Consider the following 22,769-nt stretch of genomic DNA (forward strand, 5'->3'; position numbering starts at 1 on the left):
GCTAACCCACCCTACGAGGCTGTGAATCTTTCATTTCGGCTGGGCGGATGTAGCGGAGATCAAGGCCGTCGTGATTCTCTGTGTGCCTTGATTCGGCGGAGGGGATGATGGCTGACGAAGAGCTATTTGGAGAGCTGCCGGAACAGGCGAAGCCGCGAGCAGGTGCAGAGCCGGTTGGAGCGCCGCGGCTGCGCGAGCCGATGCGTGACCAGATCGAACTGCGTGCCGTGGATATCGAGAGCCTGATCGGGCAAGAGCATCCGGCGCGCGTGATCTGGGCCTATGTTGAGGGGCTGGACCTGAGCGAGCTTGAGGATCGGGTCAAGGCGCGGGAGAATACGCCCGGTCATCCGCCGCCATCGCCACGACTGCTGCTGGCGCTTTGGCTTTACGCCACGAGCGATGGCGTGGGCAGCGCGCGTGCGCTGGACCGCCTCTGCGAGAGCCATGACGTCTATCGCTGGCTATGTGGCGGAGTGTCGATGAACTATCACACGCTGTCGGACTTCCGGGTCGGCTGTGCCGACCTGCTCGACCGCCTGCTGAGCGAGCATCTGGCGGCGCTGAGCAAGGCGGGGCTGGTCGATCTGGAGAAGTTGACCCAGGACGGGGTGCGGATACGGGCCAATGCGGGGACCGGATCGTTCCGGCGGGAGGCGACGCTGGATCGGCAGATGGCGCAGGCCCAGGCTGTGGTGGAGGAGCTCAAGCGCGAGGTCGATGCGGATCCGGAAGCCAGCAATCGGCGCATTCGGGCCGCGAGGGAGCGCGCGGCGCGCGAACGCAGCGAGCGGGTGCAGGCGGCGCAAGCGGCGCTGGCCGAGATCAAGCGCAAGCGAAAGCAGCTCGACGAGAAGGGCGGCAATGGCAAAAAGCCGAAGGAGGCGCGGGCCTCCACCACCGACCCGCAGGCGCGGGTGATGAAGATGGCGGATGCCGGCTTTCGTCCAGCCTACAACGTGCAGGTGGCCAGCGCGGCGGGCGAGCTGATCGTGGTCACGGTCGACGTCGACAACAATGGATCGGATCGCGGCCTGATGCGGCCGATGCTGGAACGAACGCGATCACTGCTGGGCCGCTTTCCCCGCCGCCACCTCGTCGATGGCGGTTTCTGCAGCGCCGAGGATATCGAGTGGGCGCATAGCGAAGGCATCGACATCTACTGTCCACCAACGCAGTCCAGGAGCGGTGTCGATCCTTATTTGCCCCGGCATGGCGACGGTCCGGGCGTGTTGGCCTGGCGTGCTCGCATGGCCAGCGAAGACGGCAAAGCTCAGTACCGAGCCCGTACGATCTGCGAATGCATACATGCCCGCTGGCGCAACTGGGACCTGCGGCAATTGACCGTCCGCGGTATCGAAAAGGTCCGCGCCGTCGTCCTCTGGTACGCGCTCACCAACAACATCCTGCAGGGCCACCATCTCGCCAAACCATAGTGGCACCCACAGTCCGCCTCGTCACAGCCCTCGGATCAACTCAACTCGCCATTTCCCTGCCGGCCAATCTCCGCAGATCCAATAGCTTCACAGGCTCTACGCTTTCAGCGCGTGTACCGCGCCTTCCGCGCCAGTTGCACCATCTCCATCAGCATTGCCTCGCCGGCATCCACCAGCTCCTCCAGCGTGATGCGAGGCGCACCCTTGCGGCGCACAGCGCCACTGCGCGCGAGCAGCGGAATGTGGATGAATGCCGCTAGCCGCGGCCCGCCGGCGTTCACGTGCTCGACCGCGCGCCAGCTCAGATAGTTGCAGAGATAGGCACCGGCATCGCGCGAGGAACGCGCATCGATGCCGGTGAGGCGCGCGGCGCGCAGCAGCCTTGCCGTGTGCGGACCGAACATCATCGCGTCAGCATTGGCGGCGATCGCGCGTTTGCGCGAGCGCGTGTTTGCGGCATCGGGCCAGAGCATGGTGACGGCGTTGCGCGCACGGGTCTCGATGCGCAGGTAGGGCGTGCGTGCCGCGAGGCCGAACATCAACAGCGCGTCCGGCTTCACCTTCGCAAGCAGTTCCGGCAGTTGCCGGTCGACCGCCGCATAGGTGACCGGAAAGATGTGGCTCGCGATCGCGACATCGTCGAGCGCCGGACGGCGCAGCCGCGCCAATCGCGCGACCAGCGGCTGGGTCGGGTTATAGGGCGCGCCCGGGAATGGTCCGAAACCGGTGAGGAGGATGCGGAGCTTTTCGCTCATTGCAGCAACTCCAGGATCCGCTCGGCGGCCAGCGCCGGGGTGACGTGACCATCGGCCACCTCGGCCTCGATCTTCCTGACCTTGCTGCGCACCGATGCCTCCGTGCGCAGCCGCGCCAGCATGCGCTGCTCCAGCATCGACCACATCCACTTCACCTGCTGCTCGCGCCGGCGTGCGGCGAACTCGCCGGATGCGTTCGTCGCCTTGCGGTGATCGAGGATCTTTTGCCAAAGCTCGGCGATGCCGTTGCCCGTCAATGCCGAATAGGTGACGACCGGCGGATGCCAGTGCTCGGAGCGGGGCGCCAGGATGTGCAGCGCGCCGCGATAGTCGGCGGCGGTGATGTTGGCGCGCTTGAGATTGTCACCGTCCGCCTTGTTGATGGCGATCATGTCGGCGAGTTCGACCAGGCCCTTCTTGATGCCTTGCAGCTCGTCGCCGCCGCCCGGCAGCATCAGCGCCAGGAAGAAATCCGTCATGTCGCAGACCGCGGTCTCGGACTGGCCGATGCCGACGGTTTCGACCAGCACGACGTCGAAGCCTGCCGCCTCGCAGAGCAGCATCGCCTCGCGCGTCTTTGCCGCGACGCCGCCGAGCGTGCCCGAGGACGGAGAGGGACGGATGAAGGCGTGGTCGGAGGCCGAGAGCCGAGCCATCCGCGTCTTGTCGCCAAGGATCGAACCACCGCTGCGGGCCGAGGATGGATCGACCGCGAGCACCGCGACCTTGTGGCCCTCGTCGATCAGATAGGTGCCGAGCGCATCGATGGTGGTGGACTTGCCTACGCCGGGCGAGCCGGTGATGCCGACGCGAACCGCCTTGCCGGTGTCCGGCAGCAGCATCTGCACGAACTCGCGGGCCAGCGCCTGGTGGTCGCCGCGTCGGCTCTCGATCAGCGTGATGGCCCGTGCCAGCGCGGCGCGGTGACCCGCGCGGACGTCGCGGGCGAGGGATTTGATATCCAGCGAGGGCTTCTTCTCAACCATGCCCTGCTTTACAACGCCCCGGCGGGGCAGGCGAGGGCCGCTCGCCTGGAATCACTGGGATGTTGCCGCCGCCGCTGTCAGCGCCGGCTTCACCTTTCGCCACACCCACACCATCACCGGCCAGAGCAGCGCGCCGATCGCCATGGCGGCAAGGATCGCGGCGACCGGACGCTCGAAGAACGGCAAAATGCTGCCGTCGGACTTGATCAGCGAGGTTACGAAGGCCTGCTCGACCATGGTGCCCATGACGATGCCGAGCACCATGGCGGCGACCGGATAGCCGTTCGCCTCCATCACGTAGCCGATGACGCCGAAGGCGGCGACGGTGACGACGCCGAACATGTTGTTGCCGATCGCGAACGAGCCGACCGCGCAGCAGAGCATGATGATCGGCATCACGGTGGAGCGCGGCGCCAGCAGGATGTAGGCGGCGACCCGGATCATGGCGATGCCGAGCGGGATCATCAGGATGTTCGCGATGATGAACATCAGATAGATCGCGTACATGCTCGATGCCTTCTCGGTGAACAGCGTCGGGCCGGGGTTGAGCCCCTTCATGTAGAGCACGCCGATCGCGATCGCGGCGATGGTGTCGCCGGGAATGCCGAACAGGAGCGAGGGCACCCAGCCCGACGCGATGCTGGCATTGTTGCTGGCGCCGGCCTCGACCAGGCCCTCGACATGGCCGGTGCCGAACTTTTGCGGTTCCTTGGAGAAGCGCTTTGACATCGCGTAGGAGACCCAGGCCGCCATGTCGGCGCCCGCGCCGGGAAGCACGCCGATGATGATGCCGACGATGTTTCCACGCGTCATCTGCCAGTGATACTTCTTCGTCAGCGTCCACTGGCCGGCCATGATGCTTCCGAATTTTCGCCGCGGCAGCGGTGGTGGTTCCGGCGTCAGCATCGCGCGCATCACCTGTGCCACCGCGAAGACCCCGACCAGCGCGGGAATGGGTTCGATGCCGCCGAACAGATCGGTAATGCCGAAGGTGAAGCGCGGAATGCCGCCGGGGTTCTCGATGCCGATGCAGGAGACGAGCAGGCCGATGAACATGCCCGCGATCGCCTTCACCGGTGAGGAGCGCGCCACAAGGGTGGCGCACATCAGGCCGAGCAGCGCGAGCCAGAAATATTCGAAGGTCGAGAACGACAGCGCGATCTCGGCGAGCGGCGGCGCCAGGATCATCAGCGACAGCACGCCGGCGATGCCGCCGACCGCCGAGAACCAGACGCCGGCCCCGAGCGCGAGCTCAGCCTGGCCCTTGCGCGTCATGGCATAGGCTTCGTCCGCATAGGCTGCCGAAGCGGGCGTGCCTGGAATGCGCAGCAGTGCGCCGGGGATGTCGCCCGAGAAGATCGCCATCGAGGAGGCCGCGACGATGGTTGCGATCGCCGCGATCGGCGAGAGATAGAAGGTGACGGGAACGAGCAGGGCGGTCGCCATCGTCGCCGACAGGCCCGGCAGCGAGCCGATGACGAGCCCGTACACGGAGGCCGCGAACATCGCGATGATGACTTCCCAAGTGGAGATCAGCGAGAGCGCGTCAATCAGGGTTTTCAGCATGGTTCACCAGGGCGTCGGCAACAGGCCTGCGGGAAGCGGCACGCGCAGCAGCTTGCCGAAGATGAGGTGGATGGCGAATGGCGACAGCGCCGCGAGCGGCAGCGCGAGCTTCCACTTCGCGCCGAGCGCGCTCGAGGTGACGTAGACCATGATCGCCGCAGTGATGATGAAGCCGAGGCGGTCGGCCGCGAAGACGTAGAACAGCAACAGCGCCGGTGGCAGCAAAGCGCGCAGGCCGTAGAGCTTTCCCTGCGGCGGCGGCGCGGTTGCGGCCTGGCCGTCCTCGAGCGGGATCAGCTCTTCCTCTTCCTCGAAGGAGTGGCCGATGCCGAACACGATCGCGAGCCCGCACAGCGCAAGGCCCGTGCCGATCACGAGCGGAAACACGTTGGGGCCGACCGGCTGGCCCGGCACCGGCGGCAAGACCCAGCCGCCATAGGCGGCCGCAGCGCCAAGTGCGACGAGAAACGATCCCGTGACGGAGTCGGGAAGACGCATGGGAGAAAGTCCTGTCAGAATTCCGGGAGGTGCGCTCCCTCTCCCGGCCTGCGGGGAGAGGGGCGGGGTGAGGGGGGCTCCGCGAGGGTGGTGAGAGTTGAGTCTCGCGGAGACTCCCCCTCACTCAAATTCGACCTCTCCCCGCATCCGCCTTAAGCTTCGGCGGACAAGAGCGGGGAGAGGTGAAAAGTCACGCTTTCGTCAGGCCGGCGGCCTTCATCGCTTCGCCCATCTGGGCATCGCCCTTGTCCATGAAGCTGCCGAACTGGCCGCCATCGCCCCACACGGTGCCGAAGCCGCGGTTGCTCATGAAGTCCTTGAACTCGGCGGAGTCGTAGACCTTCTTCAGGGCCGCGGTGAGCTTGGCCGCGATCTCCGGCGGCAGATTCTTGGGCGCGCCGATGCCGCGCCAGGCGCCGGTGGAGTAGTCGACGCCCATCGATTCCTTCAGCGTCGGCACGTTGGGGAAGATCGGGTTGCGCGCTGGCGCCATGATGGCGAGGCTCCTCGCCTTGCCGGCCTCGATGATGGCGCGCGCTTCCGGCACCGAGCAGGTGGTGAGGTCGAGGCCGCCGGCGGCGAGATCCTGCATCGCCGGTGCCGCGCCGTTCGACGGCACCCAGGCCACCTGGTTCGCGGGCAGGCCCATCGCCTGCATCCAGCCGACCAGCGCGAGATGCCAGATGCCGCCCTGGCCGGTACCCGAGGCCTTGAACTTGCCGGGAGGCGCCGCCTTGATCGCGTCGGCGATGTCCTTGACCGTCTTGTAGGGGGAGGAGGACGAGACCTGGACGCCCGGCGGGTCCTCGTTCATCAGCGCGAGCGGTGTATAGCTCCGCGGCGTCAGGTCGGTCAGGCCCTGCCAATGCATCATCGAGATTTCGACGGTGAGCATGCCGATGGTGTAGCCGTCCGGCTGGGCGGTCGCGATCGCGGTGTGACCCACCACGCCGGAGCCGCCGGTGCGATTGACCACGTTGAAGGGCTGGCCGAGATCCTTTTCCAGCAGCGCTGCGACAATGCGCGCAGTCGCATCCGTGCCGCCGCCGGCGCCCCAGGGCACGATCACGGTGACCGGACGTGCCGGATAGGCTTGTGCGAGCGCGGGCTTGAAACCGAACGCGGCGGATGCCGCGGCCGCAACGGACGAGGCCGCAAAAGCGCGGCGGGTGAGCTTGGACATGAATGCCTCCCAGCGGCGCCCGTAACATCGGGCGCTCTTGTCGATGGCGGCATTCTAGTCGGCTTTGCAGCGTCGCGGCAAGGTAGCGCTACCACCGCGTTGTGAGCAACGATGCGCGCTCAAATCGTGGTCACTGCCCGTCGTCCTCGTCGCCCTTCGGCCGCGCGCCGCCGAAGATGCGCGTCCCTTCGGCGGTCAGATAGGGCTTGAGCGTCTCCCAGGGCACGAACGCGACATATTCGCCTTCGGCGTACGGACCGACGGCGTAGGGCGGGTAGTGGAAGGTGAGGCCGGAACTCTTGCCCGCTTCGGTCGAAGGCGCGAGAGTCACCGCGCCGATCTTGAGAAGGCTCGGCTCCACGCCCTTGAACCACTCGTCGGTCGCGGTCTCACTCGTATCGCGCTTCCTCTTTTCGATTTTGAGCGAGGCGATGATGGCCTTCACCATCGCCTTCAGGGTCGGGCCGTTGTCGGCGGTCTCGGTGAAGAACGGGCGGATCGAGATGCGCTTGTTGTCGGCCTTGTCCCAGAGGAGCGTGTTCGCGTCCGAATTGGGATGGGCGCCGTGGGTGTCCATATAGTCGTTGCGCAGGATGCTGACATAGCGGTCGGCGACCACCGAGCGGATCGCGTATTTGCGCTCGAAATCCCAGCCGCCGTCCTTGAAGAACTGCGGATCCTGCTTACGCGAGGCTGCAGCCTCAGCCGCGTTCTTGTCGAGCCACTTCTTGCCTTCGGCCAGGCAATCCGCCGCCAGCGCCGCATCGGCCTTGACCTTGTCGTCGAGCAGCACGCGCGCCTCGATGCTCTTGGTCTTGATGACAGCGTCGGGCTTGGGATCGGCGGCTTGGGAGGGTGAAGCTGTAGAGATCGCGGCGATGGTCGAGAGGATCGCGATCGTGTGCAGGAGTAGCCCTGCGCGCGCTGTTGCACGATGGAATGTCACGTCAGTACCCATGAATTTCATGCTCTTTTCGAGGACCGCCAGGGCGGCGGCCGAACATCTGCGACAGCATAAACATCACAAGATGAACCGGCACAGAATGCCCGGTGCGAACACCAGGTCGTGAAAATTTGTCGCGGCAGCGCGCCTGTCGGTTTGATGCGGAAAGTGCCGAGCGGCGGTGATCTACTCCGCCGCCTCGCTATGCCCGAGCCGGGCATTCAGCTTGCGGATCAGCTCCTCGGCAGCGTCCGCGATCACAGTGCCGGGCGGGAAGATGGCTTCGGCGCCGGTCGCATAGAGCGCATCGTAGTCCTGCGGCGGGACGACTCCGCCAACGATGATCATGATGTCGTCGCGGCCCTGCTTCTTCAGCGCCGCCTTCAATTCCGGCACGGCGGTGAGGTGGGCGGCGGCGAGCGAGGAGACGCCGAGGATGTGGACGTCGTTCTCGACCGCCTGCCGCGCCGCTTCATCGGCGGTGGCAAACAGCGGTCCGATGTCGACGTCGAAGCCGATATCGGCGAATGCCGAGGCAATCACCTTCTGGCCACGGTCGTGGCCGTCCTGGCCGATCTTGGCGACGAGGATGCGCGGGCGGCGGCCTTCCGCTTCCTCGAAAGCGTCGATCAGCGCCTGCACCTTCTCGACCTGGTTACCCATGCTGGACGCCTCCCGCTTGTAGACGCCGGTGATGGACTTGATCTCGGCACGGTGCCGGCCGAACACCTTCTCCATCGCGTCCGAAATTTCGCCGACGGTTGCCTTCGCCCGCGCCGCGTCGATCGCGAGCGCGAGCAGATTGCCGTTGCCTTCGCCGGCCGAGCGCGTCAGCGCGGCGAGCGCGGCCTCGACGTCCTTCTGGTTGCGCTCGGTTTTCAGCCGCGTCAGCTTGTCGATCTGGAGCCGGCGCACGTTGGTGTTGTCGACCTTCAGGATCTCGATCCTGTCCTCGTCGGTCGGCTTGTACTTGTTGACGCCGATCACCGACTGCTTGCCCGCATCGATCCGCGCCTGCGTCTTGGCGGAGGCTTCCTCGATGCGCAGCTTCGGCACGCCGGCCTCGATGGCTTTCGCCATGCCGCCGAGCTCCTCGACCTCCTGGATGTGGCCCCACGCCTTCGCGGCGAGGTCGCGCGTGAGGCGCTCGACATAGTAGGAGCCGCCCCAGGGGTCGATGATGCGGGTGGTGCCGCTCTCCTGCTGGAGGAAGAGCTGGGTGTTGCGGGCGATACGCGCCGAGAAGTCGGTCGGCAGCGCCAAGGCCTCGTCAAGCGCGTTGGTGTGCAGCGACTGGGTGTGGCCTTGCGTTGCCGCCATCGCCTCCACCGTCGTGCGCATCACGTTGTTGAAGACGTCCTGCGCGGTCAGCGACCAGCCCGAGGTCTGGCAATGCGTACGCAGCGAGAGTGAGCGCGGGTCCTTCGGATCGAACGGCTTGAGCATCTTGGCCCAGAGCAGCCGCGCGGCGCGCATCTTGGCGACTTCCATGAAGAAGTTCATGCCGATCGCCCAGAAGAACGACAGGCGCGGCGCGAAGCGGTCGACGTCGAGGCCGGCGGCAAGGCCGGCGCGCAGATATTCGACGCCGTCGGCCAGCGTATAGGCGAGCTCGAGATCCTGCGTCGCGCCGGCCTCCTGCATGTGATAGCCAGAGATCGAGATCGAATTGTACTTCGGCATCTTCTGCGAGGTGTAGGCAAAGATGTCGGAGATGATCCGCATCGAGGGCGCCGGCGGATAGATGTAGGTATTCCGCACCATGAACTCTTTCAGAATGTCGTTCTGAATGGTGCCCGAGAGTTTTTCCGGCGGCACGCCCTGTTCGCCCGCGGCCGCGACGAACAGCGCGAGGATCGGCAGCACGGCGCCGTTCATGGTCATCGACACGCTCATCTGGTCGAGCGGAATGCCGGCGAACAGCGTGCGCATGTCGTAGATGGAATCAATCGCAACGCCGGCCATGCCGACGTCGCCGGCGACGCGCGGGTGATCGGAATCGTAGCCGCGATGGGTGGCGAGATCGAAGGCGACCGAGAGGCCCTTTTGTCCCGCCGCAAGGTTGCGGCGATAGAACGCGTTGGAATCCTCCGCCGTGGAGAAGCCGGCATATTGCCTGACGGTCCAGGGCTGGTTGACATACATGGTCGGGTAGGGACCGCGCAGGTAGGGCGCGATGCCCGGATAGGTCTCCAGGAAATCGACGCCGGCAAGATCGGCCTCGCCATAGGCGGGCTTCACCAGGATGCCTTCGGGCGTCAGCCACGACTCGGCGCTGCCGGTCGCGGCTTCGGTTGCGACACGCTCGAAGGCGACATCGGCGAAATTGGGTATGCGGCTCATAGTTCCAACCATATCAGAGGTGAGCGCGTAAGCTAATCATGGTCCGGATGCTGATGGCTGACGATGGTCGCCATCTTCTCCGGTCCGTAGTTCTGTTGCGTGGTCTGGCTCGGCAGATTGGCGATCCCCACCACCCAGCCGAGGCGCGACTCGGTTCCAAATTGCCGCGTCGGAATCACCCGGTCGGGATGGTCGAACGCGCCGGTCATGATCTCGATGCGGTCGCCATCGATGCGACGGAAGCTGAGCGGCGTGCCGCAGGCCGGGCAGAAATCACGCTCCGCGATCGAGGAGGAGCGGAACGCCGCGGGCGCGCCCTTGGTCCAGGCGAAATCGGTCTTGTTGATGTCGGCAAAGGAGGCGAACGGCGCGCCGCTCGCCTTCTGGCACATCCGGCAATGGCAGATCGAGATCCGGGTCGGCGCCGCCGTCACCGCAAAGCGCACCGCGCCGCATTGGCAGCCGCCGGCGAGAACTGGTTTGCCTGCTTCGGTCATTGCTGTTCCATCCGTCGATAGGCGTCTTGCAGCGTGGCAAGCGCATCGGCGCCTGCGAAGATGAAACCGCTGACGCCGGCCCCGCGCAGGGCCGCCTCGGTATCGGTGGGGCGGCCTGCCAGATAGATATGTCGTGCGCCGGCCTGTTGCAGGGCCCGCGCCGCAGCTTCCGCCTGGCCTGCATAGACCTTGTCGCTGGAACAAAGGCAGGCGAGCTCGGCGCCGGAGGCCTTGAAGGCGGCCGCAAGCTTGGCCGGATCGGCAAAGCCCTCGCTGTCGACGGCCTGGATTCCGCCGGCCTCGAAGAAGCTTTTTGCGAAGGTCGCGCGGGCCGTGAAATCGGCGGGCGTGCCGAGATTGACCAAAAACACCTTTGGCCGTGCACCGCGTGCCTTCAGCGCCGCATCCGATTTGTCGCGGAGTGCTTCGAACGGTTCCGCAAGCCGGATCGGCGGCAGCGCATCGAACTTGTATTTCTCTTCGCCATAGGGCGGGAGCGCGACCGGCGTCGCCTTGAGCACAACCGTCGCGCTCTCATGCAGGTTCGGAAACTCACTGGCGCCTGTCAGTACGTCGCGACGTTTTGCGATATTGGCCTCGCGTGCCTTGCGTGTGGTGGCGACCTTGCTCTGGAACAGGCCCTGCTGAAGCGCGGCGAAGGCGCCGCCGGCCTTTTCGCTCTCCTGGAACAGCGCCCAGGCCGCTTCGCAGAGCTGGGCCGTCAGCGTCTCGATGCCGCCGGAGCCTGCCGCGGGATCGGAGACCTTTGCGAGGTTGCTTTCCTCCAGCAGCAGAAGCTGGGTGTTGCGCGCCACGCGGCGCGCGAAGGGATCGGGCAGGCCGAGCGCGAGCGTGTACGGCAGCACTGTGATCGCATTGGCGCCGGCGAGCCCCGCGGCGAATGTCGCCATGGTCGCGCGCAGCATGTTCACATAGGGATCGCGCTGCGTCAGCATGCGCCAGGCGGTGTCGGCGGCGATGAACAGCGGCTTCGGTGTCAGTCCGCACGCCGCCTCGATACGCGCCCACAGCAGCCGCAGCGCGCGGAACTTTGCCATGGTCAAAAACTGGTCGGCATCCGCGGCGAGCCGCGCATAGACCATGCCTTGCGCCTGCTCCAGTGGAACGCCGGCGCCTTCGATCGCGCGCAGGTGAGCGACACCACAGGCGAGCACGAAGGCGAGCTCCTGCACCTCCGAGCCGCCGGCATCGTGGATCACGCGCCCGTCGCTTGATGCGAACGGCCCCTTGAAGCCGAGCCCGGCGAGGCCCTTGATGCCGCCGGTGACGGCGGGGACGATCTCCTCCCAGGTGTAGGGGCTGTGGCCCCACACCGCACCGGCCGCGAGCGGATCGAGCCCGAAGCGGATGTCGCAGGCGGCCGGATCGATGCCCTTGCTCTTCACGTACTCCGCGACATGGATCGCCGCCATCCGCGATTGCGGCCCGATCTGGAGCTCGATGCCGATGCCGGCGTCGAGATGAACATCCTTCAACACCTTCGCGACCGCATCCGCCGTCGGTTCCAGGCCAAAGCCGTGGCTGCCATTGCCGCCAGCAAACACCAGTGCGAGTCCCGTGGCGCCGTTCTCGAGATCGGTCAGCGCCTGCGCGTTCGCAAGCGCCGCGTCGGGATGATCTATCCGTTGCATGATCTGCCACGGCGAGGCCGCGGGGCGTCCCGCCACGGGGGCAACGCCCTTCGCGCGCTGATAGAGCGGATCGATCTTCAGCCCGTCATAGGTCTTGCCGACCAGCTTCTCGAACGGCGCGCCCTTCAGCACGCCGTCGACCAGCTTGCGCCAGTCCTCGAACTGCGCCTTGGGAAAATCGGCCGCCAGCGGCAGGTCGTCGGTCACGGAGGTCATACGGCGAAGGGCTCCCAAACGTCCTTGTTATTCGGCGGCGAAATTGCCACGGCCGGCCGTCCCTGCAAACGGTTGTTTTTGGTTAGCCGGTATCCGGGAGCCGCTCAATTCCTTGCGTTGAGACGCTGGCGAGGCCGTCACGCACGCGGATGCCGCCGATGATGCGGTCCGGCGCGATTTCGGCCAGCGGCACCAGCACGAAGGCGCGTTCGAACAGGCGCGGATGTGGCAGCGTCAGGTCGGGCGTTTGCAGCGAGACATCGTCATAGGCGATCATGTCGAGATCGAGCGTGCGCGGTCCCCAGCGCCGCTCCTTGGTCCGCGTGCGGCCGAGTTTCTGCTCGACCTTCTGCATCACGAACAGCAGCGCATGCGGATCGAGATCCGTCTCGATCTCGACGCAGGCGTTGATGAAGGGATCCTGGTCCTCGTCGCCCCAGGGCGGGGTCGTATAGTCCGACGAGCGCGCGATGAGCGCCGCTTGCGCCATGCCGCAGATGTGGGTGATGGCCTTGCCAAACGTCGCGCGGACATCGCCGACATTGCCGCCGAGTGCGATCAGCGCGCTTGCCATCAGGGATGCCGCGAGCGCGTCAGCATGATGCCGACGTCGTCGAAGATCGCCGCGATCGGTGCATGCGGCTTGTGCACGGTGACCTTCACCGCGCGGATGCGCGGGAAGTGCGACAGGATGGCGTCGGCGACCGCGCCGGCCGCGCGCTCCAGCAGCTTGTAGTTGGTGTTCTTGAACGCCGCCGTCGTGGTCGTCACGACTTCCGCGTAGGATACCGTATCGGCGAGCCGGTCGGTGCGCGAAGGCTCCGACAGGTCGGTATAGAGTTCGAGATCAATGACAAAACGCTGGCCGACTTCGGTTTCGTGATCCATCACGCCATGGCGGGCATGAATCGACAGGCCGGTCACGAAGATCGTATCGGTCATTGCTTGCTCTCGATTGCGGCAGCGACCCGCAGGGCCTGCAGGGTCTCGGCAACGTCATGGGTCCGGATGATCTTCGCGCCGCGCTGTACGGCAATGAGATGGGCGGCGATCGAGCCGGCGAGCCGCTCTTGCGGTTCGGACGGCGATACCGACGCGATGAAACGCTTGCGCGAGGCGCCGACCAGGATCGGCAGGCCGAACGCGCCGAGAGCGTCGAGGCGCGCCAGGGCCGTCATGCTCTGCTCGGCCGTCTTGCCGAAGCCGATACCGGGATCGAGCACGATCAGGTCGCGCGCGATGCCGGCTCTTGCGGCGATGTCGAGCGAGCGCTGGAAGAACGCGATCATGTCCTGCACGATGTCGATGGCGGGATCGACGCTGTCACGATTGTGCATGACGATGACCGGGACGCCTCGCTCTGCAACCAGCGGCGCCATGCCGGCATCCCGTTGCAGGCCCCAGACGTCGTTGGCGATGGCAACGCCCTGGTCGAGCGCGAAAGCCACGACCTCCGCCTTCATGCTGTCGATCGACACGGGCACGCCGAGCGCCACCACCTCGGCCAGGACCGGCATCAACCGAGCGAGTTCGTCCCTCGCCGTCACCGGCTGGGCCCCCTTGTAGGGCCGGGTGGATTCGGCGCCGATGTCGATGATGTCAACGCCATCGGCGATCATCGCCCGCGCCCGCGCCAGCGCCTGGTCCGGTGCGATGAACTGCCCGCCGTCGGAAAAGGAATCCGGGGTGACATTGAGCACGCCCATCACCGCCGGGACGGGCCGTTCGAGCAGCGTCCGCAGCACGCCCGGCCCGGCCGAGCCGGCCGGTGCAACGGATGGGGAGGGCGAGGCATTCATGCGGCTGGCTTTGCGCGGTCGGGTAGGGGGAGTCAAGACGGGTTGGGGCGATGCCGGTGCCCGGAACCCGAGCGCAGCGAAACAATCCAGACTGTCACCGCGAAGGGATGCTGGATTGCTTCGCTGCGCTCGCAATGGCGAGTTTGTTGGAGCAGTAGCGGGCTATCACCCCAACGTCGTCCCGGCGAAGGCCGGGACCCATACCGCGGAATCTATCCATCGCGGATGGCGGGAGTCCCAAACACCAGTCTTCGCCAAACTTCTCCCTGGGGTTATAGGTCCCGGCTTTCGCCGGGACGACACCGAGGGCGTGGCGCCTGAATTCGTATGCCGCGAGGCGCTGGCCCTAATACGTGATCTTCGGCGGCAGCTTCCTCGCCTTGGCGATGATGTCGCCGACCGACTTCTCCGACGGCATGATGCGGACGAGCTTCTTCTTCTCGTTCGCCTCCCGCATGCTTTGCGCAAGCCTTGCTGGATTTCGATAGGCGAGCTCGCGCACCGTGGTGACGCCGGCGGCGCGGACCAGGCCGACCTTGGCCTTGCCCATGCCGGGAATGCGCATGTAGTCGGAGACGTTGGCCCATTCCAGGAGCTGCTGCTCGCTGATGCCGGTCTTGGCGGAGAGCGCCTTGCGGCCCTTGGCAGTGCTGGCCGCTTCGAGGAGGGCATCGGTGGTGCGAATACCGTGCGCCTTCAACTTGCTGGCGGCGAAGGCCGGCAGGCCGTCAATCTCGGAGATGGGATATGTCATGATACTCGATATGCAATGCGAGCTTCAGGCGAACTGGCTGAGGCCCGGCGTCCCCGCAATGATCTTGCCCATCTGATCCGCTCCGATTTTGTCTCGGCCGAAGCGAAAAAGTTCACGGGCGACCTTTTGAATGTCGGACATGCCGAGCCCCAGGCCCATCAGGCGCGTGCCGACGGCCATCAGGCCGCCGCCCATCAGCCGCGACAGTCCGCCGCCGCTTCTGGACGCCTCGATCGCCGCTTCTGCGCCGGGAATCTGGTCGATGAGGGCCTCGACGCTATCGGAAGGGCCCTCGCTGCGGAGAAAGCCCAGGATAATGCCGACGGTCTTTTCAGCGACAGCACTATCTATGCTGGCGTTTGCCGCCAGCCGTCCGATCAGCTCGTCCATATGGCCTGCCCCTCAGCCGGTTCACATGCCGGAGTTTTATTTTCGAAAAATGATCTTGAGCCGGTGCGATATGAAATACAAGCGATGAACGCATGCGACCTCGCGATTCATCTTCAATCGCGCGAAAAGTGTTGCAGCAATGCAAGGGCGGAGATGGAATCGGCGAAAAATTGCCGCGGTGCGAACCTGTCATTCCGACTTTTGGCGAAAGTCATGCGCCCATTCTCCGACAATGTCGCATGGCGCGGCGCGTTGAACCGTTTTAATCGGCTCGCGAGATGCGTTAAACTACGGAACCACGGCGCGTTTGCGTTTCAATACGCGAAACAGGCTGACACAAACGAGGCAAGAGACTAATGACGGCACAGGACAGCAAGCTCGGCGACACCGACGACAGGATTTTCGTCGGCAAGGGAAACGAGCAGGCCTGGCTGACGCTGGCACTCGCCAATCGCCACGGCCTCGTCACCGGCGCAACAGGAACCGGAAAGACGGTATCGCTGCAAGTCATGGCGGAAGGATTTGCGCGGGCCGGCGTTCCGGTCTTCGCTGCCGATATCAAGGGCGATCTCTCCGGCATCTCCGAGGTCGGCGAGGCCAAGGACTTCATCCTCAAGCGTGCCGCTGACATGGGGCTGACATTCCAGCCCGACCAGTTCTCGACGGTATTTTGGGACGTGTTCGGCGAGCAGGGCCATCCGGTCCGGGCCACCGTGACCGAGATGGGGCCGCTCCTGCTGGCGCGGATGCTCGATCTCAACGACGTGCAGGAGGGCGTGCTCAACGTCGCCTTCCGTGTCGCCGACGACAGCGGCCTTGCTCTGATAGATATGAAGGATCTGCGGGCATTGCTGGATGCGATCGTGCCCGACAGCGGCAAGAAGGGACCGGACGCAGAAGAGGATCCGCTCGCGCCAATCAGGAAAGCCGCCCAGGGTTTTGGCAACGTCACCAAGGCCACCGTCGGCACGATCCAGCGTCAGCTCCTGGTGCTCGAGAACCAGGGTGGCACCAAATTCTTCGGCGAGCCGGCGCTATCGCTGAAGGACTTCATGAAGACCGATCGCGACGGACGCGGCATGGTCAACATCCTCGTTGCCGACAAGCTGCTCCAGAGCCCGCGGCTCTATGCGACATTCCTGCTCTGGATGCTGTCGGAGCTGTTCGAGGAGCTGCCTGAGGCCGGCGACCCGCCGAAGCCGAAGCTGGTGTTCTTCTTCGACGAGGCGCATCTCTTGTTCAACGACGCGCCGAAGGCGCTGATGGACAAGATCGAGCAGGTGGTGCGCCTGATCCGCTCCAAGGGCGTCGGCGTCTATTTCGTGACGCAAAATCCGATCGACGTGCCCGATCGCGTGCTCGGGCAACTGGGCAACCGCGTGCAGCATGCGCTGCGCGCCTTCACCCCGCGCGACCAGAAGGCGGTCGCCGCCGCGGCCCAGACCTTCCGGCCCAATCCGAAGCTCGATACCGCCAAGGTGATCATGGAGCTCGGCAAGGGCGAGGCGCTGGTGTCCTTCCTCGAAGGCAATGGCACGCCAGCGATGGTCGAGCGGGTGATGATCCGGCCGCCGTCGGCCCGCATCGGGCCGATCACGCCGGAGGAGCGCAAGGCGATCATGGATGCGAGCCCCGTGAAGGGCAAATATGACACCGCGATCGATTCCGAATCCGCCTATGAGATCCTGCAGAAGCGTATCGCCGGCACCGCGGCGACGGCGGACGGCGCGGGAGGCGAAGGCGGCGGCATCCTCGGCCAGATCGGCTCGATCGTCGGCACCATCTTCGGCACCAACACCGGGCGCGGCCGGCTGACGACCGGCCAGCGCATCGCGCGCGACGTGACGCGCACCGTCACCGACAAGGTGGTGGGCGGCGTCGTCGCCGATCTTGGCAAGTCGGTCGGCGGTCAGCTCGGCAGCTCGGTCGGCCGCGCGCTCGTCCGCGGCGCCCTCGGCGGATTGCTGCGCCGGTAGGCAGGCATGGACTTCCGTTGAGGCGGATTTCTATGCAGCCGTTGTTCACCTCGCCCCGTTTGCGTGGAGAGGGAGCCTACTTGCGGCTGGCGTTTTGATCGACATATATCGACGATTTGCTGGCTGCAGGTTGAAGGCATTGTGACCGCACCCCATTCGCCCAATAAACCCGGCGCGCTCAGGCCTCCGTCGCTTCGCGCCCCGCTCGATCTGCTCTTCCTCTTCTGCTGCGTTCTCTTGACCGCCGACGTCCTCGTCCCCGAGATATTCGGCCACGGCAAGACCAAGGACTACGCGCTGTGGTACTGGGCCGGCCAGCAGGTGCTGCAGGGCGGGGCCCTCTATCCCGACGTCACCGAGCTGTTTGCCTACATCTACCCGCCGCTGCCGGCGATCCTGCTCGCGATCCCGAGCTGGTTCGGCAAGATCACGCTCTATGTCGTGCTGTCGGTCCTGAACGCGGCGGCGTGGTGGTACACAGGGATACTCTCGAATGCCATGACCGGCTCCGGCCTCGCGCCCGGGCCCTGGCTGGAGGCGCTGCCGGCCGTCGTCACCGTGACGTTCGTGTTCGACATGTTCGATCTCGGCCAGCCGAACCTCCTGTTGCTGGCGATGATGCTGTACGGCTTCTGGAGCCTGCAGCACCAGCGGTCCTGGCTTGCAGGCTTCATGTTCGCGCTCGCCACCGCCATCAAGGTATTCCCGGTGGCGGTGCTGCCCTATCTCATCTGGCGGCGGCAGTGGGCTGCCGTCGTCAGCATGATCGCTTTCACTGGCATCCTTCTCTTCGTCGTGCCGGCACCCATTCGCGGTTTCGAGCGCAACGCGGCCGAGCTGAAGACCTGGTACCAGGGCATGGTCGGCTCGAGCTCGGAGAAAGGTTTTGGCCAGCGCGACGAGCAGAACTGGTCGTGGGTCAACCAGTCCATCATTTCCGTGACCCATCGGCTGGTGCGGCCGATCAACTGGAATCAGGACGATCCCTCCAAGCCGCCGCGCACGATGAATTTGATCGATGTCGACTACAAGACGGCGAACTGGATCGTGCTCGCGGTCTCCGCCGCGCTCGGGCTCGGCTTTGTCGCGGTCATGCCGTCGCAGCGGCGGCGAACGGTGCGCTCGGACGCCGAGGAGCTCGGCATCCTGTTCTGCCTGATGACGGTAGCCTCACCCTTGGCGCGGCAGTATTATTTCATGTGGCTGTTCTTCCCGATGACGGTGCTGATGCATCGCGCCGCCTTCGACGGACGGGCTAGCGTCAGGCTGGGAACCTGGATCGCCCTTGGCATTGCGGGAATATTGATGCTGCTGTCGCTGCAGCTGTTTCCCCTGGTGATCCAGGCCTCGGGCAACAACCTCGCGGCCACGGCCGTCCTCGCCGGTGCGCTCGTCTGGCACATCCGGCATCCCTCGGCTGCGGCTGGTCCGGATGCCTCAGCAGGGCTAAAACCGCAAGTCTCTTGAGACCACAGCCAGGAACACGAAAATGTCCAACGCGCAGCTTCAGTCCGTGCTCGACCATATCGACAAGGATTTCGACAACAGTCTCGAGCGCCTGTTCTCACTGTTGCGGATCAAGTCGATCTCGGCCGACCCGGCCTTCGCCAAGGATTGCAAGGCTGCGGCCGAGCATCTGGCCAAGGACATCGCAAGCCTCGGCGTCGCGACCGAGGTCCGGCCGACCGCAGGTCATCCCGCCGTCGTCGGCAAGAGCAAGGCGGGCGGACGTCCGCACGTGCTGTTCTACGGCCATTACGACGTGCAGCCGGTCGATCCGCTCGACCTCTGGCACCGTCCGCCGTTCGAGCCCGCCGTCACCGATCACGCCGACGGCCGCAAGATCATCGTCGCGCGCGGCGCCGAGGATGACAAAGGGCAGGTGATGACCTTCGTCGAGGCCTGCCGCGCCTGGAAGAAAGTGACGGGCTCGCTACCGATCGACATCACTTTCCTGATCGAGGGCGAGGAAGAGGTCGGCTCCAAGAACTTCGTACCCTTCATCGAGGCCAACAAGGACGAGTTCAAGGCCGATTACGTGCTGGTCTGCGATACCGGCATGTGGGACCAGAACACGCCGGCGATCACGACGTCGCTGCGCGGCCTGCTCTATGAAGAGGTGAAGATCACCGCCGCCAATCGCGACCTGCATTCGGGTGTGTTCGGCGGCACCGCGATGAACCCGATCCGGGTGCTGACAAAAATCCTCGGCGGCCTGTTCGACGACGACAACCGCATCACCATTCCCGACTTCTATGACGGTGTGAAGGATACGCCGCCGGACGTCCTCGAGCAGTGGAAGAAACTCGACTTCACGCCGGACACGTTCCTGAAGCCGATCGGGCTGTCGATCCCGGCCGGCGAGAAGGGCCGGCTCATGGTCGAGCAGGCCTCCACGCGTCCGACCTGCGACGTCAATGGCATCTGGGGCGGCTATATCGGCGAAGGCTCAAAGACGGTGATCCCATCGCATGCGTCGGCAAAGGTCTCGTTCCGGCTGGTCCAAGGGCAGGATCCCGCGAGGATCCGCAAGGCCTTCCGCGACTACGTGTCGGCGCGCATTCCGGGGGATTGCAAGGTCGAGTTCGGTGACCATTCCGCCGCGCCCGCAGTCGCGCTCGACTGGAACATGAAGCCGCTCGCCGCCGCCAAGAAGGCGCTGACGGACGAATGGGGCAAGGAGACCGTGCTTATGGGCTCGGGCGCCTCGATCCCGATCGTCGCCGACTTCAAGCGCACGCTTGGGCTGGACTCGCTGCTGGTCGGCTTCGGGCTCGATGACGACAACATCCACTCGCCCAACGAGAAGTACGACCTGAAGAGTTTTCAGAAGGGCATCCGCTCCTGGGCGCGCATCCTCGCGGCGTTGGCGGAGGTGAAGTAGGGCGTGGAGTGCGCACAGAACAAAAACGCCGCCCGGAATTGGGCGGCGTTTCATTCCAAAACGTGCAGAGGTAGTTGACCGCTACTCTACACCAAATCCCGAAAATCTCAAGACCGGTAGCCCGGATTGACGCGGTTGAGCTTGCGCAGCAAGGGCGGCCACACCAGGTTGGTGGCGCGCAACTCGGCGCGGTCGCGGTTCGACAACAACTCGGTGTTCTTGTCGATCGCAATCTCGTCGACCGGATACACCGGCGTGCCCAGCGCGCGGGTGCGCACCTGCATCGAGCAGGCGCGCTCGAGGTGATACATGCGCTCGAAGGCGGAGGCGACCGAGCGGCCGACCGTCAGCGTGCCGTGATTGCGCAGGAGCATGTGGTTGTGGTCGCCGAGGTCCTTCTGCAGCCGCGGACGCTCGTCGTGATCGAGGGCGATGCCTTCGTAGTCGTGATAAGCGAGATCATGGGTGACGAGCTGCGCGGTCTGGTTCAGCGGCAAGAGGCCCTCGGCGCTGCTGGAGACCGCGGTGCCGTCGAGCGTGTGAAGATGCAGCACGCAGATCGCGTCCTCGCGCACCTCGTGGATCGCCGAATGGATGGTGAAGCCGGCGGGATTGATGCTGTATTCGCTCTCGGTGAGCTGGTTGCCGTGCAGGTCGACCTTGACCAGGCTCGACGCCGTGATCTCATCGAACATCAGACCGTAGGGATTGATCAGGAAGTGATGCTCGGGACCGGGCACGCGCGCGGAAATGTGGGTGTCGACCAGATCGTCCCAGCCGTACAGCGCGACGAGGCGATAGCACGCGGCGAGATTGACCCGTTGCTGCCACTCGGCCTCCGTCATGTTCGACGGCACTTCCTTCAGGCGGGCTTCCGCTGGCGACATGGCTGGTCTCTCCGAACATCGTTGTTGCGAGATCGAGCGTAGTCGCGGCTGATACCGGCGGCAAGGCGCGTCTCTCGCGCGGCAGTCAAGCGTCGCCCGCATGGAGCGAAGCGGAATGCGGGAGACTTGCTGTCCCGGATTCCGTTTCGCTCCATCCTGGCTACGGGAGCCGGGATGATGTTCCGGCTGCCGATGCAGTCGATCCGACAACAATATTACGGAGCCGGGATCGACAGCAGGCTGGAAATGCTGCGGCCGCGAATGTCGTAGACGCGGGCGAACACCACATCGTCGCGCTTGATCTCGACCATGACGGGTGCGGTGAGGCCCTTGCAGTAGAACTCGCCGAGCGTCATGGCGAAATCGGCGGCGTTGGAGTCCCAGCCGATGGTGAAATCGGGCCCGAGCGCGACCTGCGCCGGACGCTGCGGACCGCACACCGCGACCTTCCATTTGCGATTGCGCGGCGGCACTTCCTGGCGCTCGACCAGTTGCTCGCGCAGCTCGTCGGAGGCCTGCTTCAGCGCCAGGCCCCAATAGTCGAGCATGAAGCGGTCGTCGGCGGCGCGCACGGTGCCGGCGATGTAGTTGAAGTGCGTGTATTGATACGGATGCAGCCGGATCATCTCGGCGAGCGGCAGCGCAAGGCCGAAGCAGAAGGTGGCGAGCACGACCGGCTGCCAGGCGCGGCGATTGGCGCGCAGGCGCTCCATGGCCCAGGCGAAGGCGACGCCGCCGAGCACGGCCATCGGCGGGATCACGAAGACGAAATGGCGGATGCCGTTGTAGAGCGCCGGCCGCTTCACCATCGCGATCGCCAGCGGCAGCGTCGCAGCCAGCGTGAGCATCAAGAGGATGGTCTTGCGGCGCGCCGGAACCTCGCGGCGCGGCAGCAGTGCGAAGGTGCCGATCACGGCGCCGGTCATCAGCAACAGCATCACCTCGGGAAGCTGAAGCGCGAACAGCGTCGGCAGATAGGACCAGGGCATGTCGGGCACGGACACGATCGCGCCGTCGAACATCTCCTTCCAGGGCTTCTCGAAGAAGTGCGAGAAGTAGGTCAGGGCCTCGAAGGGATTGCCGGGCTGCATGATCGACCACGGCCAGATCAGGCCCATCACGAGATAGCCGAACACGAGGCCGGGCAGCAGCACATAGACGACATGGGCGAAGCGGCGGACCGCTTCGCGCGCACCTTCGATGCGCAGCTCTTCCAGGAACATCGGCATGAAGCCGATCATGGCGTAGACCAGCGAAAGGCCGCCGAGAATGCGCGTGCCGATCGAGAGGCCCGCGCCGAGGCCGACGATCAGGATCGTGCGCGGCGAGGGCTGCGGATACTCCTCGGCGAGCCGCACCAGGCCCAGCATCAGGATGATCATCGCCACCGCGAAGGGCGCATCCTTCGGGTTCATGAACATGTGGCCGTAGAAGATCGGGCAGAGCGCGAGCAGGAGCAGCGTCGCAAGTCCAGCGAGCGGTCCGCCGATGCGGCGGCCGAGCCGCCATGTCACGGCGAGCCCGATCACGCCGACGATGGCGCCGACCAGGCGGCGCGTCTCGAACAGCTCGAGCGGCAGCACCTTGTGCAGGAGGGCTGCGACCATGTCGAAGCCGCCGCCATACATGTAGAGGTTGGCGAAGGACAGTGCTGCGGTGTCGTTGAAGCCGGAACCGAACATGCGCAGCAGGAGGTCGGCATATTCGGCGTGAGTGTAGTCGTCCCAGCCGAGCCCGTAGTCGCGGAAGGTCAAGCCTGCAATGACGGCGACCGCAGCCAGCACCAGCATGGCGAGATCGTCGCAAGTCCGTTCAATCGAGCGCCGAAGAGGCGTGTCGATCGCCGAAGTCGTGATGGATGTCATGGCTATTGGCGACCCGGAATCCCCTCTTGGCCCTGCTGGTGCGCGGGGGCCTGTTCCCCGGAATCCCTATAGCGCAGTTCCATTACCAAGTAATTGGGCATTATGGCTAAATTCCTGATGCGACGCAGCAATTTCCAGT

20 protein-coding genes are annotated in these 22,769 nt (G+C 65.2%); 4 read left to right on the top strand and 16 right to left on the bottom strand.

The annotated features are described in order from the left end of the window. The first annotated feature begins 104 nt into the window (after window positions 1-104). Window positions 105-1,436: an IS1182-like element ISBrsp8 family transposase gene (locus AYJ54_RS13570; RefSeq protein WP_076611642.1), complete on the top strand. Its 1,332-nt coding sequence runs from the start codon at window positions 105-107 to the stop codon at window positions 1,434-1,436. A gap of 104 nt (window positions 1,437-1,540) precedes the next feature. Here the strand turns inward: AYJ54_RS13570 and AYJ54_RS13575 are convergent, their stop codons facing one another. The 14 genes from AYJ54_RS13575 to AYJ54_RS13640 form a co-directional block, all read right to left on the bottom strand. Continuing rightward, window positions 1,541-2,191 (bottom strand): pyroglutamyl-peptidase I, encoded by a 651-nt coding sequence (locus AYJ54_RS13575; protein ID WP_063699410.1) that lies wholly within the window; start codon window positions 2,189-2,191, stop codon window positions 1,541-1,543. Next, window positions 2,188-3,177, bottom strand: a complete 990-nt coding sequence (gene meaB, locus AYJ54_RS13580) for a methylmalonyl Co-A mutase-associated GTPase MeaB (RefSeq protein WP_063699411.1) — start codon at window positions 3,175-3,177, stop codon at window positions 2,188-2,190. Before meaB ends, AYJ54_RS13575 begins: the two co-directional genes overlap by 4 nt. 51 nt (window positions 3,178-3,228) lie before the next feature. Beyond that, on the bottom strand, window positions 3,229-4,743 hold the full coding sequence (locus tag AYJ54_RS13585; protein ID WP_063699412.1) for a tripartite tricarboxylate transporter permease: 1,515 nt from the start codon (window positions 4,741-4,743) through the stop codon (window positions 3,229-3,231). 3 nt (window positions 4,744-4,746) lie between these two features. Then, window positions 4,747-5,241, bottom strand: coding sequence for a tripartite tricarboxylate transporter TctB family protein (locus AYJ54_RS13590; RefSeq protein WP_063699413.1), 495 nt, complete (start codon window positions 5,239-5,241; stop codon window positions 4,747-4,749). Between the two features lie 190 nt (window positions 5,242-5,431). Next, window positions 5,432-6,424, bottom strand: coding sequence for a tripartite tricarboxylate transporter substrate binding protein (locus AYJ54_RS13595; protein WP_063699414.1), 993 nt, complete (start codon window positions 6,422-6,424; stop codon window positions 5,432-5,434). A gap of 130 nt (window positions 6,425-6,554) precedes the next feature. Next, window positions 6,555-7,391: an RsiV family protein gene (locus tag AYJ54_RS13600; RefSeq protein WP_430641430.1), complete on the bottom strand. Its 837-nt coding sequence runs from the start codon at window positions 7,389-7,391 to the stop codon at window positions 6,555-6,557. Between the two features lie 162 nt (window positions 7,392-7,553). Next, a complete protein-coding gene (scpA, locus tag AYJ54_RS13605; RefSeq protein ID WP_063699415.1) occupies window positions 7,554-9,710 on the bottom strand; it encodes a methylmalonyl-CoA mutase in 2,157 nt (718 codons plus the stop codon). A 32-nt stretch (window positions 9,711-9,742) separates the two neighbouring features. Next, window positions 9,743-10,207 carry a GFA family protein gene (locus tag AYJ54_RS13610; RefSeq protein WP_063699416.1) on the bottom strand — a complete coding sequence of 155 codons (465 nt, stop codon included), beginning with the start codon at window positions 10,205-10,207 and terminating at the stop codon, window positions 9,743-9,745. Continuing rightward, window positions 10,204-12,075, bottom strand: coding sequence for a methylmalonyl-CoA mutase family protein (locus tag AYJ54_RS13615; protein WP_063699417.1), 1,872 nt, complete (start codon window positions 12,073-12,075; stop codon window positions 10,204-10,206). Before AYJ54_RS13615 ends, AYJ54_RS13610 begins: the two co-directional genes overlap by 4 nt. 82 nt (window positions 12,076-12,157) lie before the next feature. Continuing rightward, window positions 12,158-12,649, bottom strand: coding sequence for a 2-amino-4-hydroxy-6-hydroxymethyldihydropteridine diphosphokinase (gene folK / locus AYJ54_RS13620; protein ID WP_063699418.1), 492 nt, complete (start codon window positions 12,647-12,649; stop codon window positions 12,158-12,160). Further along, window positions 12,649-13,017: a dihydroneopterin aldolase gene (folB, locus tag AYJ54_RS13625; protein ID WP_063699419.1), complete on the bottom strand. Its 369-nt coding sequence runs from the start codon at window positions 13,015-13,017 to the stop codon at window positions 12,649-12,651. Before folB ends, folK begins: the two co-directional genes overlap by 1 nt. Next, window positions 13,014-13,874: a dihydropteroate synthase gene (gene folP / locus AYJ54_RS13630; RefSeq protein WP_063699420.1), complete on the bottom strand. Its 861-nt coding sequence runs from the start codon at window positions 13,872-13,874 to the stop codon at window positions 13,014-13,016. The genes folB and folP overlap by 4 nt, the downstream gene beginning before the upstream one ends. 346 nt (window positions 13,875-14,220) lie before the next feature. Further along, window positions 14,221-14,628 (bottom strand): DUF4332 domain-containing protein, encoded by a 408-nt coding sequence (locus tag AYJ54_RS13635; protein WP_063699421.1) that lies wholly within the window; start codon window positions 14,626-14,628, stop codon window positions 14,221-14,223. A gap of 24 nt (window positions 14,629-14,652) precedes the next feature. Further along, window positions 14,653-15,018, bottom strand: a complete 366-nt coding sequence (locus tag AYJ54_RS13640) for a hypothetical protein (RefSeq protein WP_063699422.1) — start codon at window positions 15,016-15,018, stop codon at window positions 14,653-14,655. A gap of 356 nt (window positions 15,019-15,374) precedes the next feature. Here AYJ54_RS13640 and AYJ54_RS13645 point away from each other — a divergent pair, with 356 nt between their 5' ends. The 3 genes from AYJ54_RS13645 (at window position 15,375) to AYJ54_RS13655 (ending at window position 19,878) form a co-directional block, all read left to right on the top strand. Next, complete coding sequence (locus AYJ54_RS13645) at window positions 15,375-16,994, top strand: helicase HerA-like domain-containing protein (RefSeq protein WP_063699423.1); 1,620 nt, start codon at window positions 15,375-15,377, stop codon at window positions 16,992-16,994. A gap of 141 nt (window positions 16,995-17,135) precedes the next feature. Then, window positions 17,136-18,461, top strand: coding sequence for a glycosyltransferase family 87 protein (locus AYJ54_RS13650; protein WP_063699424.1), 1,326 nt, complete (start codon window positions 17,136-17,138; stop codon window positions 18,459-18,461). Between the two features lie 22 nt (window positions 18,462-18,483). Further along, complete coding sequence (locus AYJ54_RS13655; protein WP_063699425.1) at window positions 18,484-19,878, top strand: M20/M25/M40 family metallo-hydrolase; 1,395 nt, start codon at window positions 18,484-18,486, stop codon at window positions 19,876-19,878. Window positions 19,879-19,985: 107 nt separating this feature from the next. Here the strand turns inward: AYJ54_RS13655 and AYJ54_RS13660 are convergent, their stop codons facing one another. Together AYJ54_RS13660 and AYJ54_RS13665 are read right to left on the bottom strand one after the other, a co-directional pair. Further along, on the bottom strand, window positions 19,986-20,765 hold the full coding sequence (locus AYJ54_RS13660; protein ID WP_063699426.1) for a class II aldolase/adducin family protein: 780 nt from the start codon (window positions 20,763-20,765) through the stop codon (window positions 19,986-19,988). A 215-nt stretch (window positions 20,766-20,980) separates the two neighbouring features. Further along, a complete protein-coding gene (locus AYJ54_RS13665; protein WP_063699427.1) occupies window positions 20,981-22,630 on the bottom strand; it encodes a glycosyltransferase family 39 protein in 1,650 nt (549 codons plus the stop codon). Window positions 22,631-22,769 lie beyond the last annotated feature (139 nt).

Source organism: Bradyrhizobium centrolobii (assembly GCF_001641635.1).
Taxonomy (GTDB): domain Bacteria; phylum Pseudomonadota; class Alphaproteobacteria; order Rhizobiales; family Xanthobacteraceae; genus Bradyrhizobium; species Bradyrhizobium centrolobii.

What these genes read in the sequence shown, in the direction of transcription:
- AYJ54_RS13600 (WP_430641430.1), bottom strand. Translation starts at nt 7,391, where the DNA reads ATGAAATTCATGGGTACTGACGTGACATTCCATCGTGCAACAGCGCGC.
- folP (WP_063699420.1), bottom strand. Translation starts at nt 13,874, where the DNA reads ATGAATGCCTCGCCCTCCCCATCCGTTGCACCGGCCGGCTCGGCCGGG.
- AYJ54_RS13635 (WP_063699421.1), bottom strand. Translation starts at nt 14,628, where the DNA reads ATGACATATCCCATCTCCGAGATTGACGGCCTGCCGGCCTTCGCCGCC.
- folB (WP_063699419.1), bottom strand. Translation starts at nt 13,017, where the DNA reads ATGACCGATACGATCTTCGTGACCGGCCTGTCGATTCATGCCCGCCAT.
- AYJ54_RS13570 (WP_076611642.1), top strand. Translation starts at nt 105, where the DNA reads ATGATGGCTGACGAAGAGCTATTTGGAGAGCTGCCGGAACAGGCGAAG.
- AYJ54_RS13615 (WP_063699417.1), bottom strand. Translation starts at nt 12,075, where the DNA reads ATGACCTCCGTGACCGACGACCTGCCGCTGGCGGCCGATTTTCCCAAG.
- AYJ54_RS13655 (WP_063699425.1), top strand. Translation starts at nt 18,484, where the DNA reads ATGTCCAACGCGCAGCTTCAGTCCGTGCTCGACCATATCGACAAGGAT.
- AYJ54_RS13660 (WP_063699426.1), bottom strand. Translation starts at nt 20,765, where the DNA reads ATGTCGCCAGCGGAAGCCCGCCTGAAGGAAGTGCCGTCGAACATGACG.
- AYJ54_RS13575 (WP_063699410.1), bottom strand. Translation starts at nt 2,191, where the DNA reads ATGAGCGAAAAGCTCCGCATCCTCCTCACCGGTTTCGGACCATTCCCG.
- AYJ54_RS13665 (WP_063699427.1), bottom strand. Translation starts at nt 22,630, where the DNA reads ATGACATCCATCACGACTTCGGCGATCGACACGCCTCTTCGGCGCTCG.
- AYJ54_RS13585 (WP_063699412.1), bottom strand. Translation starts at nt 4,743, where the DNA reads ATGCTGAAAACCCTGATTGACGCGCTCTCGCTGATCTCCACTTGGGAA.
- meaB (WP_063699411.1), bottom strand. Translation starts at nt 3,177, where the DNA reads ATGGTTGAGAAGAAGCCCTCGCTGGATATCAAATCCCTCGCCCGCGAC.
- AYJ54_RS13610 (WP_063699416.1), bottom strand. Translation starts at nt 10,207, where the DNA reads ATGACCGAAGCAGGCAAACCAGTTCTCGCCGGCGGCTGCCAATGCGGC.
- folK (WP_063699418.1), bottom strand. Translation starts at nt 12,649, where the DNA reads ATGGCAAGCGCGCTGATCGCACTCGGCGGCAATGTCGGCGATGTCCGC.
- AYJ54_RS13645 (WP_063699423.1), top strand. Translation starts at nt 15,375, where the DNA reads ATGACGGCACAGGACAGCAAGCTCGGCGACACCGACGACAGGATTTTC.
- scpA (WP_063699415.1), bottom strand. Translation starts at nt 9,710, where the DNA reads ATGAGCCGCATACCCAATTTCGCCGATGTCGCCTTCGAGCGTGTCGCA.
- AYJ54_RS13595 (WP_063699414.1), bottom strand. Translation starts at nt 6,424, where the DNA reads ATGTCCAAGCTCACCCGCCGCGCTTTTGCGGCCTCGTCCGTTGCGGCC.
- AYJ54_RS13640 (WP_063699422.1), bottom strand. Translation starts at nt 15,018, where the DNA reads ATGGACGAGCTGATCGGACGGCTGGCGGCAAACGCCAGCATAGATAGT.
- AYJ54_RS13590 (WP_063699413.1), bottom strand. Translation starts at nt 5,241, where the DNA reads ATGCGTCTTCCCGACTCCGTCACGGGATCGTTTCTCGTCGCACTTGGC.